This window comes from Halomonas sp. H2 (assembly GCF_050215315.1).
Classification (GTDB): domain Bacteria; phylum Pseudomonadota; class Gammaproteobacteria; order Pseudomonadales; family Halomonadaceae; genus Vreelandella.
Window position 1 is genome coordinate 1527628 of the sequence record NZ_CP189760.1, and the last position, 15038, is coordinate 1542665.

Sequence of the window (15038 nt, forward strand, 5' to 3'; positions counted from 1 at the left end):
GATGAATATAGATCGATTGCTGCAGCAACATGGCACTCTCAATGAGGGTGCCGGCGCTATTCCACCACTCGAACAGTGGCACCCCGAGCTTACAGGCGACATCAACATCATCATTCGCGCCGATGGTAGCTGGTGGCACGAAGGCCAACCGTTTGCTCGCCCTAAGGTCGCGCGCCTGTTGGCAACGCTGCTGCGACTTGATGACGAGGGTTACTGCTTGGTGACCCCCGCTGAACGCTGGAGGATTGAGGTTGAGGATCTGCCTCTGGTCGCGGTTGAAGCCGATTTCCGCGATGATGCTTGGTGGTTCACTACTCAGTTTGAAGATAAAGTCCGTCTCGATGCCAAGCATCCGCTCTCCGTTACCTTGACGCCTCAGGGCGAAGCGGTACCGCAATTGCCGGTACGATTTGGGCTCGCTGCACGGTTGCATCGTAACGTGTATTACCAGTTGGTTGGGGTGGCAGAAAGCCGTGATGTAGGCGATGGCACTACTGAGATTGGGTTGATGAGCGCTGGGCAGTGGTTTGCTCTGGGGCAGCTTGACGAAGAACCTTCAGGCGAGGCGCCGTGAAGTTAACCGCTGAACAGCAAGCCGTTGTTAATCACGCCGGTGGACATGCGCGGGTGGCGGCCGTGGCTGGAGCAGGCAAAACCACCACCATGGCCGCTCGGGTGCTGCACCTACTCGCCAGCGGTGTGCCACCAAAACGCATTTTGGTGTTGATGTTTAACCGCTCCGCTAAAGATGATTTTCAACGCCGTTTAGCCACTATGGCACCTGCGGGGCAGGCATTGCCGGATGTACGCACCTTCCATTCTCTAGGGCACCGCTTGACCCAAAGCCTATGCCGCTGGGGATCGCTCGCGCCGCGCCGATTGCTATCCGCCGATTGGCAATTAGAGGGATTGCTCCGCCAAGCGAGCCTCAACGTATTGCGTGATGCGGTTGAGCGCCGCGATGCGGCCCTGGAAGGCGACCGACTTGAGACCCTGGCTCACTTCTGCGGCTTAGTGAAGGCTGAGATGATGACGCCAGAGTCGCTTTATGAGCGGCTCAATTTCGATCCGGATACCGATTATTTCCCCGCCGCCTTTGTCGAGGCAGAACGGTTGTTAGGTGATGAAGGGGTGATGACCTATGCCGATCTGCTCTATCGACCGCTACAGGCGCTAGAAGCGGATAGTGCTCTGCGTGGCCGCGTCGAAGGGTTTCTCGATCACGTCATTATTGACGAGTATCAGGACATCAATGCCGCTCAACAGCGGCTTTTATCGGTGTTAGTAGGCAGCCGCGCCGAGGTGATGGCGGTTGGCGATGCCAACCAGTGTATTTATGAGTGGCGGGGTGCCAAACCCGACACTATGCTAGAAAATTTTACCGCTACCTTTGGCAGTGCTACCGACTATCCGCTGTCGACTACCTTTCGCCACGGTCACGCCCTAGCGCTCGCCGCTAATCATGCGATTGCCGCCAACCAACGGCGGCCCAACCAGCTGTGTCTAGCGGCGGCGAATAATCCAGAAACGCGTGTTTCGGTGGGGCAGGGCAGTCGCCTGCTACTCGATGCGTTAATGGATTGGCAGGCCCAGGGGCGGGCATTTAACGAAGCCAGTTTGCTGGTGCGCAGCTGGGCGCTCTCGGTGCCATTTCAGTTGGCGCTGCTGCAGACGGGTATTCCTTTTCGGCTTCAGCGCGAGGATCGTTTTGTCTTTCGCTTGCCGCTGGTGCAGGCCTTGGCAGGCTATTTGAAATTGTCACGCCGCCATGAGTTGCTTCGTGACCCACAGCAGCTGCTATTGCTGCTTTCTCAGCCAACGCCTTTTGTTGCCAGGGAGCGGCTGCAGCGTTTAGCTCAGCAGTTAGCGGCTACCCAGCAGTGGCCTGAGCGCCACGACCCGGTGCTAACAGAGTTAAAGCCGATCCAGCGGCGCACGTTGAAAAAGCGCTGGGTGCTGTTGTGCGAGTTGCCACAATTAAGTGCCTGGCCGCCTGCCAAACTATTACGCCATGTAGTCGATAGTGTTGATGCAGAAAAAACGCTTAAACGCGCGGCAGCGCGGCGGGATAAAGGCGAAGAGGATGTTCGCCTGCTTGATGTGCTGATCGAGCAAGCGCAAAGCGTGCAAGACCCCGACGCGTTTATTGAGCTGCTTGAGCGTCCGGTAGAAAATCAGGCGGGCGGCGTACTGATTAGTACCGTGCACGGTGCCAAAGGACTTGAATGGCCGCTGGTCGCCGTGGCTGGCGTTAACGAAGAAGATTTTCCCCACTATAGCCGCGATAACCCGCTTAGCGATAAGCGCTTGGAAGAGGAGCGGCGGCTTTTCTATGTGGCGATTACCCGCGCTCAAGAGCAGCTACTAGTGCTTCATGACGGCGGCGTTCACCGCCCGAGCCGTTTTATTGCCGAAAGCGCCTGGCAAGATAGCATGCGCGTAGCGTCCTGCTTGGTGAGCGGTAGCGTCCCTGCGGCTTCGCTACAGGTGGCCTCGGTGGGCCTGGTGGAGCGCTATCTGGTGCGTCTTGGGCGCGACGACATTGTGCTTACTTCGGCGCAGGTTGAAGAAGCCAAGGCCGGTTATTCAGGCGCAGGTTCTACCGAAGAGATGCACTTTTATCCCGGCCAGCGGCTTCTGCATGCGGTGTTTGGCGAGGGCGAAGTAGCGGCCGTTGAGGGAAGTGCTAGTGACCCGGTCATCGATGTGCGCTTTGATCAGGCTGGGCGAAGACGGCTGATTGCCCGCCGGGCGCCGATTGAAGTGCTGGAAAGCCAGCAGAGTGCCACGTTTTTATAGTATTTGAAGAAGACGTTACGGCTAGCCTAGCGGTCAGCTATCGCCAGCCGTAACGTTAATGTTTTGGCTGTTACATATTGGGATAGTTGGGGCCGCCGCCGCCTTCTGGTGCTACCCAGGTGATATTTTGTGCCGGGTCTTTGATATCACAGGTTTTGCAGTGTACGCAGTTCTGGAAGTTGATCTGGAAGCGTGGCTGTCCCGCGCTATCTTCAACCACTTCGTAGACACCCGCTGGGCAGTAGCGCTGTGCCGGTTCTGCGTACTTTGGCAAGTTGTCGCGAATCGGCAGCTCAGAGTCTTCCAGGCGTAGATGGCACGGCTGGTTCTCTTCATGATTGGTATTAGACAGAAACACCGATGAGGGCTTGTCGAAAGAGAGCTTGCCATCCGGCCTGGGATAATTAATTTTCTCAAATTCAGCCGCAGGCTTCAGCGAACCATGGTCTGTGGTGGTGTCGTGAACGTTGGGCAGCTTGCCCCCCAGCAATTGATCGACAAAGTTATAGGCGCCCCCGCCGACGGTGCCATACTTATGGATCGCTGGGCCGAAACTCGCGCTCTCTTTAAGCTCTTGATACGCCCAGCTCGCTTCCCATTGTTGAGTAAAACTGGTCAGTTCTTGTGCGCCTTCGTCGCCACCCTTGATTGCTTCAAACACGCTTTCTGCGGCTACCATGCCGGATTTCATGGCGGTATGCAGGCCTTTGATTTTAGCAAAGTTAAGGGTTCCCGCATCACAACCAATCAGCAAGCCGCCAGGAAACGTCATTTTGGGCAGGCAGTTAATACCCCCTTTGGTAATCGCCCGGGCGCCATAAGCAACCCGTTTACCGCCGTCAAGGTACTGGCTAAGTACCGGGTGGTGCTTCATGCGCTGGAATTCGTCAAACGGTGAGAGCCATGGGTTCTGATAGCCCAGGTCCATAATCAAACCCACAACGACCTGCTGATTCTCGGCATGGTAAAGGAACCAGCCGCCGTGAGTGCTACTATCCAATGGCCAGCCCGAACCGTGAACGACTAGGCCCGGCTCGTGTTTTTCGGCAGGCACATCCCAAAGCTCTTTAAGGCCGATGCCATAATGCTGCGGGTCGCGACCCTCATCCAGTGAAAAGTCTTTAATTAAGCGTTTGCCAAGATGCCCACGCGCGCCTTCGGCAAATAGTGTGTACTTAGCACGCAATTCCATACCCGGCATATAGCCATCTTTAGGCGTACCATCGGTGGCAACACCCATATCGCCGATCAAAATGCCGCGCACCGCGCCATCTTCAACGATAACGTCTTGGGCCGCGAAACCAGGGAAAATCTCAACGCCCAGCGATTCGGCCTGCTCGCCTAGCCAGCGGCACAGGTTGCCCGCGCTGATAACATAACGCTGCTGTTCGCCACCGGTGTTGTGCATGCTTTTCGGCACGAGTGCGTTAGGCACCTTCTGCGCTTTTTCGGCGTCTTTTAGCAAAAAAACATCGTCGCGAATAGCAGGGGTATTAAGCGGCGCACCGCGCTCTTGCCAGTCAGGGAAAAGCTCAGCGAGCGCACGGGGTTCAAATACCGCGCCTGATAAAATATGCGCGCCAACCTCTGAGCCTTTCTCAACGACACAAACCGTGAGCTCTTGCTCGGCTTCATTAGCTTGTTGCATTAGCCGGCTCGCGGCGGAAAGCCCGGAGGGGCCCGCACCGACAATGACGACATCGAAGTCCATTACATCGCGTTCAACAGTTTCCACCCGGTTTCTCCTTATTCTCTTTAAGTGCCATTATTTATACACGCTAGCTGATGAGAACTAGCTTATAAAAAATCGGCCTTAATTTAAAACGGTCGTTTGCTTCTGGTTATCTGCCATGATAGGCATAATACCTGGGTCAGGTCACCCCTACGATGGAAAAAGCAGCATTTCTTGTCTGCTTGGTGAGCTAATAATCGTTCAGCACTACGACCAAGGCCGTAGTGATAGGTAGTAATAGGTACTAATTAGATAGCAATTGAGTGTTGTTGCTAACACCTAGGCTGTGGCAAATTGGTAGGGTTTTTCATTTCTAAACCTATCAAACGCTTGCATGAATTTTTAGGCGGTGCCATCTTCTCGTCGGCGTAGCTTTTAACAGCACCTGACGCTGGGTGCCGAATCAGATTAACGGCTTCTATCTCAAGCCAAGCGAGGAATCTATGAAAGTACTCGTCGCGGTTAAACGCGTCATCGACTACAACGTCAAAATCCGTGTTAAAGCGGACCACTCGGACGTCGATCTTACCAACGTCAAAATGGCCATGAACCCGTTCTGCGAAATTGCCGTGGAAGAAGCGGTGCGCCTAAAAGAGAAGGGCGTCGCCACCGAAGTGGTCGCCGTCACCGTTGGCCCCAAGGCCGCCCAAGAGCAGCTGCGTACCGCGCTGGCGCTGGGCGCGGATCGCGCCATCCATATCGAAACCGACGAGCGCGCCGAATCACTGGCGGTGGCCAAGCTGCTGGCCAAAGTGGTCGACGAAGAGCAGCCCGGCCTGGTGATTCTCGGTAAACAGGCGATCGACACCGACAATAACCAAACCGGCCAGATGCTCGCAGCACTCACTGGCCTGCCCCAGGGCACCTTCGCCTCAGAAGTGGAAATTAGCGGCGACGGAAGTTATAAAAAGCTGAATGTGACGCGTGAAATCGACGGCGGCCTGCAAACCATCGCCCTCACGCTGCCAGCGATTGTGACCACCGACCTGCGCCTTAACGAGCCGCGCTACGCCAAGCTCCCCGACATCATGAAGGCCAAGAAAAAGCCGCTGGATGTCAAAACCCCTGCCGACTATGGCGTTGAAGTAGCCTCCAAGGTCAGCCTGCTGAAGGTCGAATCCCCCGCCGAGCGCAAGGGTGGCGTCAAAGTCGCCTCGGTAGACGAGCTGATCGACAAACTCAAAAACGAAGCCAAAGTACTTTGAACAAGGTGCTTTAAAGAGGAGATGATTCCATGAGCATTTTGGTACTTGCCGATCTGCACGAAGGCCAACTGGCGGGCGCCACCGCCCACGTCGTGGCCGCCGCGAAACTGATTCTGCAAAACAGCAGTGGCGACATTGACGTTCTGGTAGCCGGTGAAGGCGTTCAGGCCGCTGCCGAAGCGGCCGCCAAGCTCGACGGCGTCAGCAACGTGCGCGTCGCCGATAACGCCGTTTACGCCCACCAGCTGGCCGAGCCCATGGGCGCGCTGCTGGTCGCACTGGCGGGTGATTACACGCACGTCCTCGCTAGCGCCTCCACCACCGGCAAAAACGTGCTGCCGCGGCTAGCGGCGTTGAAAGACGTCAGCCAGCTATCGGACGTAATCGCCGTGGAAAGCGCCGACACCTTCCTGCGCCCGATCTACGCCGGTAACGCCATTGCCACGGTGAAAAGCGACGACGCACTAAAAGTCATTACCATCCGCACCACCGGCTTTGACGCGGTCAGCGACGGTAATAGCGCGCCGATTGAAGCGGTCGATGTGGTGGTTGAAAACAGCCAGTCCAGCTTTGTCAAAGAAGCGCTGGCGCAGTCGGATCGCCCCGAGCTGGGCGGCGCCAAGGTGGTTATCTCCGGCGGCCGCGGTATGGGCAACGGCGAGAACTTCAAACTGCTCGACGGCATTGCCGACAAGCTGGGCGCGGCGATTGGTGCCTCGCGTGCGGCAGTGGATGCAGGCTTTGTGCCCAACGACATGCAGGTCGGCCAGACCGGTAAGATCGTCGCCCCGGATCTGTATATTGCCGTGGGTATCTCCGGTGCCATCCAGCACCTGGCGGGCATGAAGGACTCCAAGGTCATCGTCGCGATCAATAAAGACGACGAAGCGCCGATCTTCCAGGTCGCCGATTACGGCTTGGTGGGCGATCTATTCGACATCCTGCCGGAGCTTGAGAGCAAGCTGTAAACACTTGCTTTTGTGTTTGGTGGATTAGGTAAACTGGCAATAGTTGACTAAAGTACTGGGGCAAAAGGTAAGAAAAACCACCCCGGTGCTTGAAAACGCTGCGGGCTGACCGCACATAGGTAAGTGAAAGCAACGAAAGCCACTCAAGGAGATGATGATATGGCACATACATTACCCGAACTGCCGTACGCATATGACGCTCTCAAACCGAATATCGATGCGATGACGATGGAAATTCACCACTCTCGTCACCATCAAACTTACATCAATAACCTGAATGCTACGCTGGAAGGCACAGGCCTTGAAGATGTACCCGTTGAGGAATTGGTCGCCAATCTGGATCGTGTTCCAGAAGCTAAGCGCCAAGCCGTTACCAATAACGGTGGCGGTCACGCCAACCACTCCATGTTTTGGCAGATGATGTCGCCAAACGGTGGTGGCAAGCCTCAGGGCGATGTTGCGAAAGCCATTGACGCTGAGTTGGGCGGTCTTGAGACCTTCCAGGAAGAGTTCAAAAAAGCGGCCGTTGGTCGTTTTGGTAGCGGTTGGGCGTGGCTCTCCGTTACCCCTGAGAAAAAACTGGTAGTTGAAAATACGCTGAACCAAGACAGCCCGCTGATGCACGGCAATACGCCGCTGCTAGTTCTGGATGTTTGGGAGCATGCCTACTACCTGAAGTATCAAAACAAACGTCCTGACTATATTGCAGCGTTCTTTAACGTTGTAAATTGGGAAGACGTTGAGCGTCGTTACCAAGCTGCGATTAGCTAATACTGCTATGAGCCGCTAGCAGCGCCACTTGATGGCACTGTCAAAAACCGCCCACTTTTTAGCAAAATCCCGCGTAAACCCTCGCCCAATCGGGCGGGGATACAAGCGGGAACCGCGCAGCGGTTCTACTCAGGCGTGGCCTGACTCTGAACGTACTCGCGTAGAGTCTCAATGGTCGCCCCTCCGGCGCTACATGCGAAGTATGAGCGTGACCACACCGCCCCACTTTTACTCTGCCGTGGTATGTGCGTGTTGAGTATTCGTATACGGCGTGACGATACAGATTTCAGGTTGTTCACCAGCACACTAACTGCCAGCTTGGGCGGATAACTTACGAGCAAGTGGACGTGATCACCCTCACCATCCATTTCAACCAGATCACACTCCAGCTTCTCGCAGGCCGACTCAAACGCTTCACGCAGTTGCTCGATCATGTAACCGTCAAACAGCTTACGGCGGTACTTCGTGGTGAAGATCAGGTGTACAACTAACTTCGTAACGCTGTGACGTTTTTTCAGGTAGTCGTTCAGTGGTGGATGATCTTGTACACCCATTTTAAATTGCCTTCTTAAAGCCTATAATAGCTGTATTCTAGCTATGAGCACTGAAATGTTAAAGGCCACGAAAGTACGCATCTACCCGACACCTGAGCAGGCGGAGTTCCTTAACCGTCAGTTCGGCGCTACGCGGTTCGTGTACAACAAGGCACTGCATATCATCAGTTCACAGTATCGGCGGCATGGCGCGAAACTCCGCGCTAAGAAAGACCTCAAGCCACTGCTGGCGGTGGCGAAGAAGTCCCGCAAGTATCATTGGCTCAAGAATTTTGACTCGATTGCCTTGCAGCAAGCCTGTATCAACCTCGATAAAGCCTTTCAGAATTTCTTCGACCCGAAGCTCCCAGCGCGTTACCCGAAGTTCAAGCGCAAGCACGGGAAGCAGTCCAGTTACCACTGCATGAGCGTCAGTGCGGGTGAGAGCTGGATCAAAGTGCCGAAGATGAGGCCGATCAAAGCGCGTATCCACCGCGAGATCACAGGCGCTATTAAAAGCATCACCCTGTCACGCACTGTCACAGGGAAATACTACGCCTCGCTGTTGGTCGAGGACAGTATGGAAGCCCCCACCCCATTGCACACCGTTGATGCCGTGCTGGGCGTCGATATGGGGCTGACCCATCTTGCTATCGACTCGGAGGGGAATAAGACTGATAACCCTCGGTTCCTGAAACGCGCTCAGTCGAACCTGCGACGCAAACAGAAAGCCCTTTCGCGCTGCCAGAAGGGCAGCAAAGGCCGTGCGCAGGCACGGCTGAAACTGGCTAAGGCGCACGAGCGTCTAGCGAATACCCGTGCTAATTTCCAGCACAACCTGTCCCGACAGCTTATTGACGAAAACCAAGCGGTGGTAGTCGAGACACTAAAAGTCAAAAACCTGCTGAAGAATCGAAAGCTATCTAAGCACATCGCAGACGCAAGCTGGTGCAGCCTGATTCAGAAACTGGAATACAAGGCGAAAGAGCAGGGTAAATATCTGATCAAGATCGACCAGTGGTTCGCCAGCTCCAAAACCTGCTCCTGCTGCGGACACAAGGTAGAGTCCCTGCCGTTGTCGGTGCGCAACTGGAGGTGCCCAGCCTGTTATGCGGAAAGAGACCGCGACATAAACGCCGCCATCAATATCCGCCAGCAGGGTATTATCAAACTACGGGCCGAAGGACTGTCGGCTCCTGCCAATGATTACCACTTACAAAAGTGATATATCATGCTAGAGTCTCAATATGGACCTCTTCTTCAGCACGAACAAATTCAAGCTCAACGGCCTAAGCTACTCCGGTTTTCCAATCCTTATTTCTAGGGAGGGGAAGGTTGTTGAGGAAGCACTGGACTTTTGCATAGCGCACCTGATCAAGCGTGGAAGGGTTCAATCCAAGAAGTCGTGGGTCACCTACGGGAAAGCGTTGTATCAGTTCTTTGGCTGGTGTGAGGTGAATGGCATTGACTGGTGTGATGTGGGCAATGACCGAGAAGCGACGATCCTGGCGGAGTTTCGTGACTGGAATCTGAGTCCCGAAGGTGGAAGCCTTGCCGCAGCAACGGTGAATGCGCGACTACGACTTCTCTGTGCGTTCTACCGGTATGCCGCCAACAGTGGTTGGGTGACGACTGTTCCGTATGCGATGGAAACGGTAACGGTGAGGCAACCTAAAGGCTTCTTCGCTCACGTCGATGCGAGTGGTGGGAGTCTCACGACCGCAGATGTCATGCTGAGGACACCGCGAACCGTAATTCGGGTGCTGAGCAAGCATCAGTCGGTTGATCTCCTGAATGCTATCACCAATCCCACTCACAAGCTGATCATGCGGTTGGCGCTCACGACAGGACTGCGCCGTGAAGAGCTGGCTACGTTTCCGCTGAAGTACGTGATCGATCCAGTGATGTACACCAAGCACCGTTCCTTCATCCGGATCAATCTCGATCCACGCGACATGACCATCAAGCGGAATCAGCCCAGGGGAATCGACGTGCCTCGCACCGTCATGGAAGCCCTCTGGCAATACGTCCTGAACCGTCGCCATCAGCATGAGAGCATTTCGGGCCAGCGCCAGTCCGTTTTGTTCCTGACGGAATCCGGCCAACCCTACGCGAACGATGGGGCAGCCTTTCTGGGCCTTGTAAAGAAGGCTGGGGCGGCTGCCGGCATTCCTTACATCAACGTCCATATTCTGCGCCATACCTACGCCACGCATACGCTGTACGCAATGATGCAATCCAAGGCCCAGACCCATGCATTGCTGTACGTACGCGACCGCCTGGGCCACGCCTCGGTCACATCCACCGAGAAATACCTGCACTGTCTCTCAGAGCTTGAGGATGCGCTGATGAACGACTACCAAAGCGAAATCGATCTGATCAGCAGGGAGATTGGCAGTGCCTAGAAAAAAACTTCAATCGACAGCCTCCCGCCCTGGCAAAGCTGCCAGTGACAAAACGTTGGAACTCACGAGTCTACCTCCAGCCCAGATGGTCGTGTCCTTGCCCGAAAATGCGACGGGTCGACGCAACCTTGATTTCGCTAAGCACTACAGAAACGGGTGCGATGTGGTGGTCTATGCCACTCAAAGCGCACTGGATCGTATGGCCAGGGCCTGCGCCGAAAGCGATGGAAAAACGCTCAGCGCGGCTACTATCGCCAGATATCACCAAAACGGGCTATCAGCCTTTCTACCCTTCTGTGCCACGATGTCTGCCGCGTTGAAACGTGAGCTGCGCCTGGATGATATTGACCGTCAGTTTATCGACCAATTCATTGCCCATTTGCGGCAGTCGGATGTCCGCTTGCCGAGCCAGAAGGTTCGATACGCAACCACCAAGGCGGTACTGGTGGCGATGGGAGAATCAGGCTGGATTGCCAGAGATATTTTTCCGCGCAATCCCTTTCCGAACTCCAACCGATCAATGAAGGGCCAGACCGCTTTGAGCGAGCCAGAGCGCCGTAGCGTTCTGCAGGCGCTAAAAGCCGATATGCGGGCGATCATCAAAGGAAGTGGGCCGCTAACCTCTGAAGAACTTGCCGTCTGCCTGCTGGCCATTGCAGCGCGAACGGGCATCAACCCGACCCCCGCCCTGGAACTCCTGACCGACTGCCTTCAACCCCATCCCATCAAGTCAGACAGGTACGTGCTGGTCAGCTTCAAGCGTCGCGGCAACGCCACACACATCCAGAGCCTGCGTCGCGCCGCCGATGTTGAATCGATGGTGTCGGCGCTGCCTGACGTGGCCTGCATCATTGATCTTGTGCGCGAGCGCAACGACACGATACGACAGTCGAGTAACTCCCCGGCGTTTCTGTTTGTCTACGAGAGCCTATCCAGGAAAAATGCCGGGAAAATGGGCCGGCTGGCTCAACACACTCTCACCCGCGGCATTAAGGCGTTTCTCGACCGGCATCAGATAACCGATGCTGACGGCAAGCCTCTGAGGCTCAACGTCATGCGTCTGCGTAAGACGTTTGAGAACCGTCTGTTCACCCTGTCCGGCCAGGACCCCTTCCTGACCGCAAGGCTCGGTGGCCATACCCCGAAGGTGTCCGACAACCACTATCTGGAAGCTCCGGAAAGCGCCGAGCAAGATTGGCGGCTCATGGGCGAGGTTCGAACTGAAGAACTGTTGAACCACGGCAAGGTTGCACCTCTGCCGACGCAGAACACGCCGATAGCCCAATGTCGGGATACCTTGAACGGTGAACGTGCACCCAAGAATGGCGAGCACTGCCAGAAGTTTCTGGCTTGCTTTCGCTGTCGGTCATTCGTTGTGACGAGTGATGACCTCCACCGTGTCTTCAGCCTATATTGGGCACTGGTCAGGATGCGCCAGAAAATGGGTGCGAGCGCGTGGAAACGAGTCTATGGCCATATCATCCGAATCATCGACCAAGAGATCGCCCCGCAATTTGATGGCGAGCTGGTTAGTATCCAACGGCAGCGGGCGAAGGTCGACCTACACCCCTTCTGGCGTGATCCGGAGCGCTTGGAGGACATAGCATGAACGCAGCCGAATTCCGTGCAGGGCAACTCAAAGCCCTCCATGCCGTCCAGGCAGGAATGATCAACCCAAACGCGCTCATCTCGGGCATGCGTCTGGAAGATGGCTCTTACTACGTTCTGAGCCGCTACGGTGATGATGTGTGGACTCTGCCCGACAGCCTTTTTCCTGCTGGAGCGAAAGATACCCAGAAAAAGCTCAACTTCTTACGTGTGCCTGTGATGTTTCGAGAAACGCTGCGTGCCTGCACGGCGCATTACATCCTGAACGGCATTGAAGGCCGCAGCCGACCCAAGGGCACCACGATATACCAATTTTTCCAGAGCGTGACATTGTTTCTGACTTGGCTTCATGACCAACGCATAGCCCGACTGAGCGACGCGACGCCGCTGATCGGGCATCAGTATGTAAGCTTTTGCAGAGGGCTGAAGGGCCGAAAAGGAAAACCACTTTCAGGTGGCACGCTGAAGCAGCGTTTCTTGGCTGTAGAAACAGTCCATATCCTCAGTCAGCAGTCCGGCGACCCTATGCGACACCCCTGGCCGGAATCGTCAGCAAAGTACCTGGCAGGGCTGACGGGGCAAGGCAATCCTCAACTCCAAGAAGCCAGAACCGAAATCATTCCGGATGATATTCTAGGACCACTGTTCCAGTCGGCGGTTGAATGGCTGGATCGGGCCAATGAGATCATTAGTCTCCGCGCTCAGGTGGAAGGCTGGAAGTCAGAGGATCGGAGTTTTAGGTTCATTCAACCGCGCCTGAAAAAACTCGGCTGGACGTTAAGCGGCATCCGTACAGCGGAGCAACACCTTCAAACGGCGTGCATGTGCATCATCCTGACCACCACCGGTATCCGCGTATCCGAACTGTGTTCACTGGAAAATCAGTGTGCGTTCAAAACGCTGGATGAAGAGGGTGAGCCCTTTCATTGGATGCGCGGCACCTCATACAAGACAGGCGCGGGAGCCTGTGAATGGCTGGTAGCCGAGATTACTCACCGCGCCCTCGCGGTGGCGGAGGACCTGGTGCGCTCCCTGCAAGCGCAACTGGAACAACGTATTTTTGATCTGCGAACTGACGATCCGAAGGCCCCCGACATTGCGCGACTGAAAGAGCATGCCCGCCGTCTTTTCCTCGCGGTCTCAACGAGACAAAACAACCGAGTCGGAACGCTTTCGAGAGATTCGATCATTGATCGCCTCAATGCGTTTGCTGCCCAGTGTGGGCTGGACTGGCGCTTTGCGCCGCATCAGTTCCGGCGCACCTTCGCGGTCTACGCGGCTCACAGCGCCTTTGGCGATCTTCGCTACCTGCGGGATCATTTCAAGCACTGGTCGCTAGACATGACCACTTTGTATGCCATGTCCCGGCTCCAAGATGCCGAGCTTTACGACAGCGTGGGCCTGGCCGCACTGAGCATCAAGACTGATCTTCTGGAGCACTGGCTGGAGCCTGATACCATTCTGGTGGGAGGTGCTGCCGAACCAATCCGAGCCTTCCGCACGAAGAACGAGGCGCTGGCCACCAAGGAGAATCGCGCTGAGATGGCTAAGACGATCAGCCCCCTGGTTCATCTGCGGGCCACTGGTGTCGCGTGGTGTACCGCCGACACCGGAGGTTGCAACGGTGGCCAGGGCGTCGAGAAAACACGTTGTGCTGATTGTGGCAATGCGGTTATCGATGAGTCACGCCAGGCTGTATGGCAGGGTATTTATGCACAGCAGATCGAGTTGCGCGACCTCACAGACATTGGACCTGGAGGAACCGAGCGAGTCGAGCGTGATATTAAGCGCTGCGAGGCTGTCCTGAAGGGGCTTGGGGCAACTGAAGAGGATCTGGCTTATGTCGCAACCTAAAGATACTTCCCAACCCCCAACGCGAGGTGAATTGACCGCAAAGGCTATACGCCAAGCCATTGTAAGAATAGAGAAAGGTCGCCCCAAGGTGGTCAAGCCGGGACGCAAGCTTAGCATCCAGTCTGTGGCCGAGGAAGCCGGGGTCAGCCGAGCCACCATTCACAACAATCACCCTGGACTTGCTGAGCGTATTCGAGAGTCCGGAAACAAGGCTGTCCGGGCACAACGGGACGAAAAGAATACCGAGCTCAAAGAGCTGAGAGCCAAATACACCGGACTCAGACAGGAGCATGTTCACGCCCGCGAACTCAATCGAGACATGGCTTCTGAAATGGCCACTCTAGTCGCGGAGAATCAGCGTCTACGAGCCATCGCAGAGAACAAAAAAGTGATCGGTTTTCCCTCGAAAAAAACCTAAAGCTGTTATCTTTATCATTAATCAATAAAATCAATAGCTTATTATTTTATAACATAATACAAGCTGCGGTAATCTTTGTTGGAAAGGCTAATCCGCGCATCCGCTGCAGTAATGAGACGATCAAACGCTTCAAGAAACGGATCAGGCAACTGACCCGCGGGCATGATCGCGAAGCCATTGAGGTGAAGCTTGCCCGTCTCGATCGATATATTCGAGGCTGGACAAGCTACTTTCGGTTGGCAGAGACACGCCGCTTATTTGCTGATATCGACAGCTGGATACGAAGCCGACTACGCATGTGCCTGATGAAACAGTGGTTTAAACCGAGAACCCGAGTGAGGAAAATGATCGAACTCGGGCTCCCTGTGGATGAGGCGAAAGGATACTGTCAGCACAAACGCTGGTGGTTTCTGGCCCAACTCCATCATACGCGGTTCGCGATGAATAACCGCTGGTGGCACAAGCGAGGCTTCCGTGGTGTGCGCTTTTATATGGAGCGGTTTGCCAACACTTGACCAACCGCCGTGGTACGGATCCGTATGCCAGGTGGTGTGGGCGGACGGGGACTAGCTCCCCTCCGACCCGATCTGGGCGGTTTTTTTGCTTTTACAGCAAGCACTGGGTATTAGCTGTCAATAACCTGTGGATGAAAAATACCACATATGCTTGAATTGATTTTCCTATGGTCTATATATAGTATGCGTTGTATCTTCTAGAGAGGTGAGGTACTAAATGTGCCCTACCC

13 protein-coding genes are annotated in these 15038 nt (G+C 55.2%); 11 read left to right on the forward strand and 2 right to left on the reverse strand.

All coding sequences use genetic code 11. The annotated features are described in order from the left end of the window. The first annotated feature begins 1 nt into the window (after position 1). Entirely contained in the window at positions 2-574 is a 573-nt protein-coding gene (locus ACQE2I_RS07015; RefSeq protein WP_427030792.1) for a DUF1285 domain-containing protein, read from the forward strand. Then, the gene (locus ACQE2I_RS07020) at positions 571-2799 is read left to right on the forward strand and encodes an ATP-dependent helicase (protein WP_427030795.1); all 2229 of its coding nucleotides are present in this window, start codon (positions 571-573) and stop codon (positions 2797-2799) included. The genes ACQE2I_RS07015 and ACQE2I_RS07020 overlap by 4 nt, the downstream gene beginning before the upstream one ends. Positions 2800-2869: 70 nt before the next feature. On the opposite strand, the gene ACQE2I_RS07025 is transcribed toward ACQE2I_RS07020, so the two are convergent. Further along, positions 2870-4534 carry an electron transfer flavoprotein-ubiquinone oxidoreductase gene (locus ACQE2I_RS07025; protein WP_427030797.1) on the reverse strand — a complete coding sequence of 555 codons (1665 nt, stop codon included), beginning with the start codon at positions 4532-4534 and terminating at the stop codon, positions 2870-2872. 440 nt (positions 4535-4974) lie between these two features. Between ACQE2I_RS07025 and ACQE2I_RS07030 the strand changes: the two genes are divergently transcribed. The 3 genes from ACQE2I_RS07030 (at position 4975) to ACQE2I_RS07040 (ending at position 7475) form a co-directional block, all read left to right on the forward strand. Then, positions 4975-5736, forward strand: coding sequence for an electron transfer flavoprotein subunit beta/FixA family protein (locus ACQE2I_RS07030; protein ID WP_427030798.1), 762 nt, complete (start codon positions 4975-4977; stop codon positions 5734-5736). A gap of 29 nt (positions 5737-5765) precedes the next feature. Then, positions 5766-6704: an electron transfer flavoprotein subunit alpha/FixB family protein gene (locus ACQE2I_RS07035; RefSeq protein WP_427030799.1), complete on the forward strand. Its 939-nt coding sequence runs from the start codon at positions 5766-5768 to the stop codon at positions 6702-6704. A gap of 159 nt (positions 6705-6863) precedes the next feature. Next, on the forward strand, positions 6864-7475 hold the full coding sequence (locus tag ACQE2I_RS07040) for a superoxide dismutase (RefSeq protein WP_427030801.1): 612 nt from the start codon (positions 6864-6866) through the stop codon (positions 7473-7475). A gap of 125 nt (positions 7476-7600) precedes the next feature. Here the strand turns inward: ACQE2I_RS07040 and tnpA are convergent, their stop codons facing one another. Next, positions 7601-8029 (reverse strand): IS200/IS605 family transposase, encoded by a 429-nt coding sequence (gene tnpA, locus ACQE2I_RS07045; RefSeq protein WP_193060291.1) that lies wholly within the window; start codon positions 8027-8029, stop codon positions 7601-7603. A 55-nt stretch (positions 8030-8084) separates the two neighbouring features. Between tnpA and ACQE2I_RS07050 the strand changes: the two genes are divergently transcribed. The 6 genes from ACQE2I_RS07050 (at position 8085) to ACQE2I_RS07075 (ending at position 14808) form a co-directional block, all read left to right on the forward strand. Beyond that, entirely contained in the window at positions 8085-9233 is a 1149-nt protein-coding gene (locus ACQE2I_RS07050; protein ID WP_427030802.1) for an RNA-guided endonuclease InsQ/TnpB family protein, read from the forward strand. A 22-nt stretch (positions 9234-9255) separates the two neighbouring features. Further along, complete coding sequence (locus tag ACQE2I_RS07055; protein WP_427030805.1) at positions 9256-10413, forward strand: tyrosine-type recombinase/integrase; 1158 nt, start codon at positions 9256-9258, stop codon at positions 10411-10413. A gap of 163 nt (positions 10414-10576) precedes the next feature. After that, positions 10577-12022, forward strand: a complete 1446-nt coding sequence (locus tag ACQE2I_RS07060) for a hypothetical protein (protein ID WP_427030806.1) — start codon at positions 10577-10579, stop codon at positions 12020-12022. Continuing rightward, on the forward strand, positions 12019-13875 hold the full coding sequence (locus ACQE2I_RS07065) for a tyrosine-type recombinase/integrase (RefSeq protein WP_427030807.1): 1857 nt from the start codon (positions 12019-12021) through the stop codon (positions 13873-13875). The genes ACQE2I_RS07060 and ACQE2I_RS07065 overlap by 4 nt, the downstream gene beginning before the upstream one ends. Further along, positions 13862-14293 (forward strand): hypothetical protein, encoded by a 432-nt coding sequence (locus tag ACQE2I_RS07070; RefSeq protein ID WP_427030808.1) that lies wholly within the window; start codon positions 13862-13864, stop codon positions 14291-14293. Before ACQE2I_RS07065 ends, ACQE2I_RS07070 begins: the two co-directional genes overlap by 14 nt. Positions 14294-14412: 119 nt before the next feature. Continuing rightward, positions 14413-14808: a group II intron maturase-specific domain-containing protein gene (locus ACQE2I_RS07075; RefSeq protein WP_427031404.1), complete on the forward strand. Its 396-nt coding sequence runs from the start codon at positions 14413-14415 to the stop codon at positions 14806-14808. Positions 14809-15038: the final 230 nt, after the last annotated feature.

Coding starts and splice junctions, on each gene's coding strand:
- ACQE2I_RS07015 (WP_427030792.1), top strand. CDS start 2: ATGAATATAGATCGATTGCTGCAGCAACATGGCACTCTCAATGAGGGT.
- ACQE2I_RS07030 (WP_427030798.1), top strand. CDS start 4,975: ATGAAAGTACTCGTCGCGGTTAAACGCGTCATCGACTACAACGTCAAA.
- ACQE2I_RS07035 (WP_427030799.1), top strand. CDS start 5,766: ATGAGCATTTTGGTACTTGCCGATCTGCACGAAGGCCAACTGGCGGGC.
- ACQE2I_RS07040 (WP_427030801.1), top strand. CDS start 6,864: ATGGCACATACATTACCCGAACTGCCGTACGCATATGACGCTCTCAAA.
- tnpA (WP_193060291.1), bottom strand. CDS start 8,029: ATGGGTGTACAAGATCATCCACCACTGAACGACTACCTGAAAAAACGT.
- ACQE2I_RS07050 (WP_427030802.1), top strand. CDS start 8,085: ATGTTAAAGGCCACGAAAGTACGCATCTACCCGACACCTGAGCAGGCG.
- ACQE2I_RS07055 (WP_427030805.1), top strand. CDS start 9,256: ATGGACCTCTTCTTCAGCACGAACAAATTCAAGCTCAACGGCCTAAGC.
- ACQE2I_RS07065 (WP_427030807.1), top strand. CDS start 12,019: ATGAACGCAGCCGAATTCCGTGCAGGGCAACTCAAAGCCCTCCATGCC.
- ACQE2I_RS07070 (WP_427030808.1), top strand. CDS start 13,862: ATGTCGCAACCTAAAGATACTTCCCAACCCCCAACGCGAGGTGAATTG.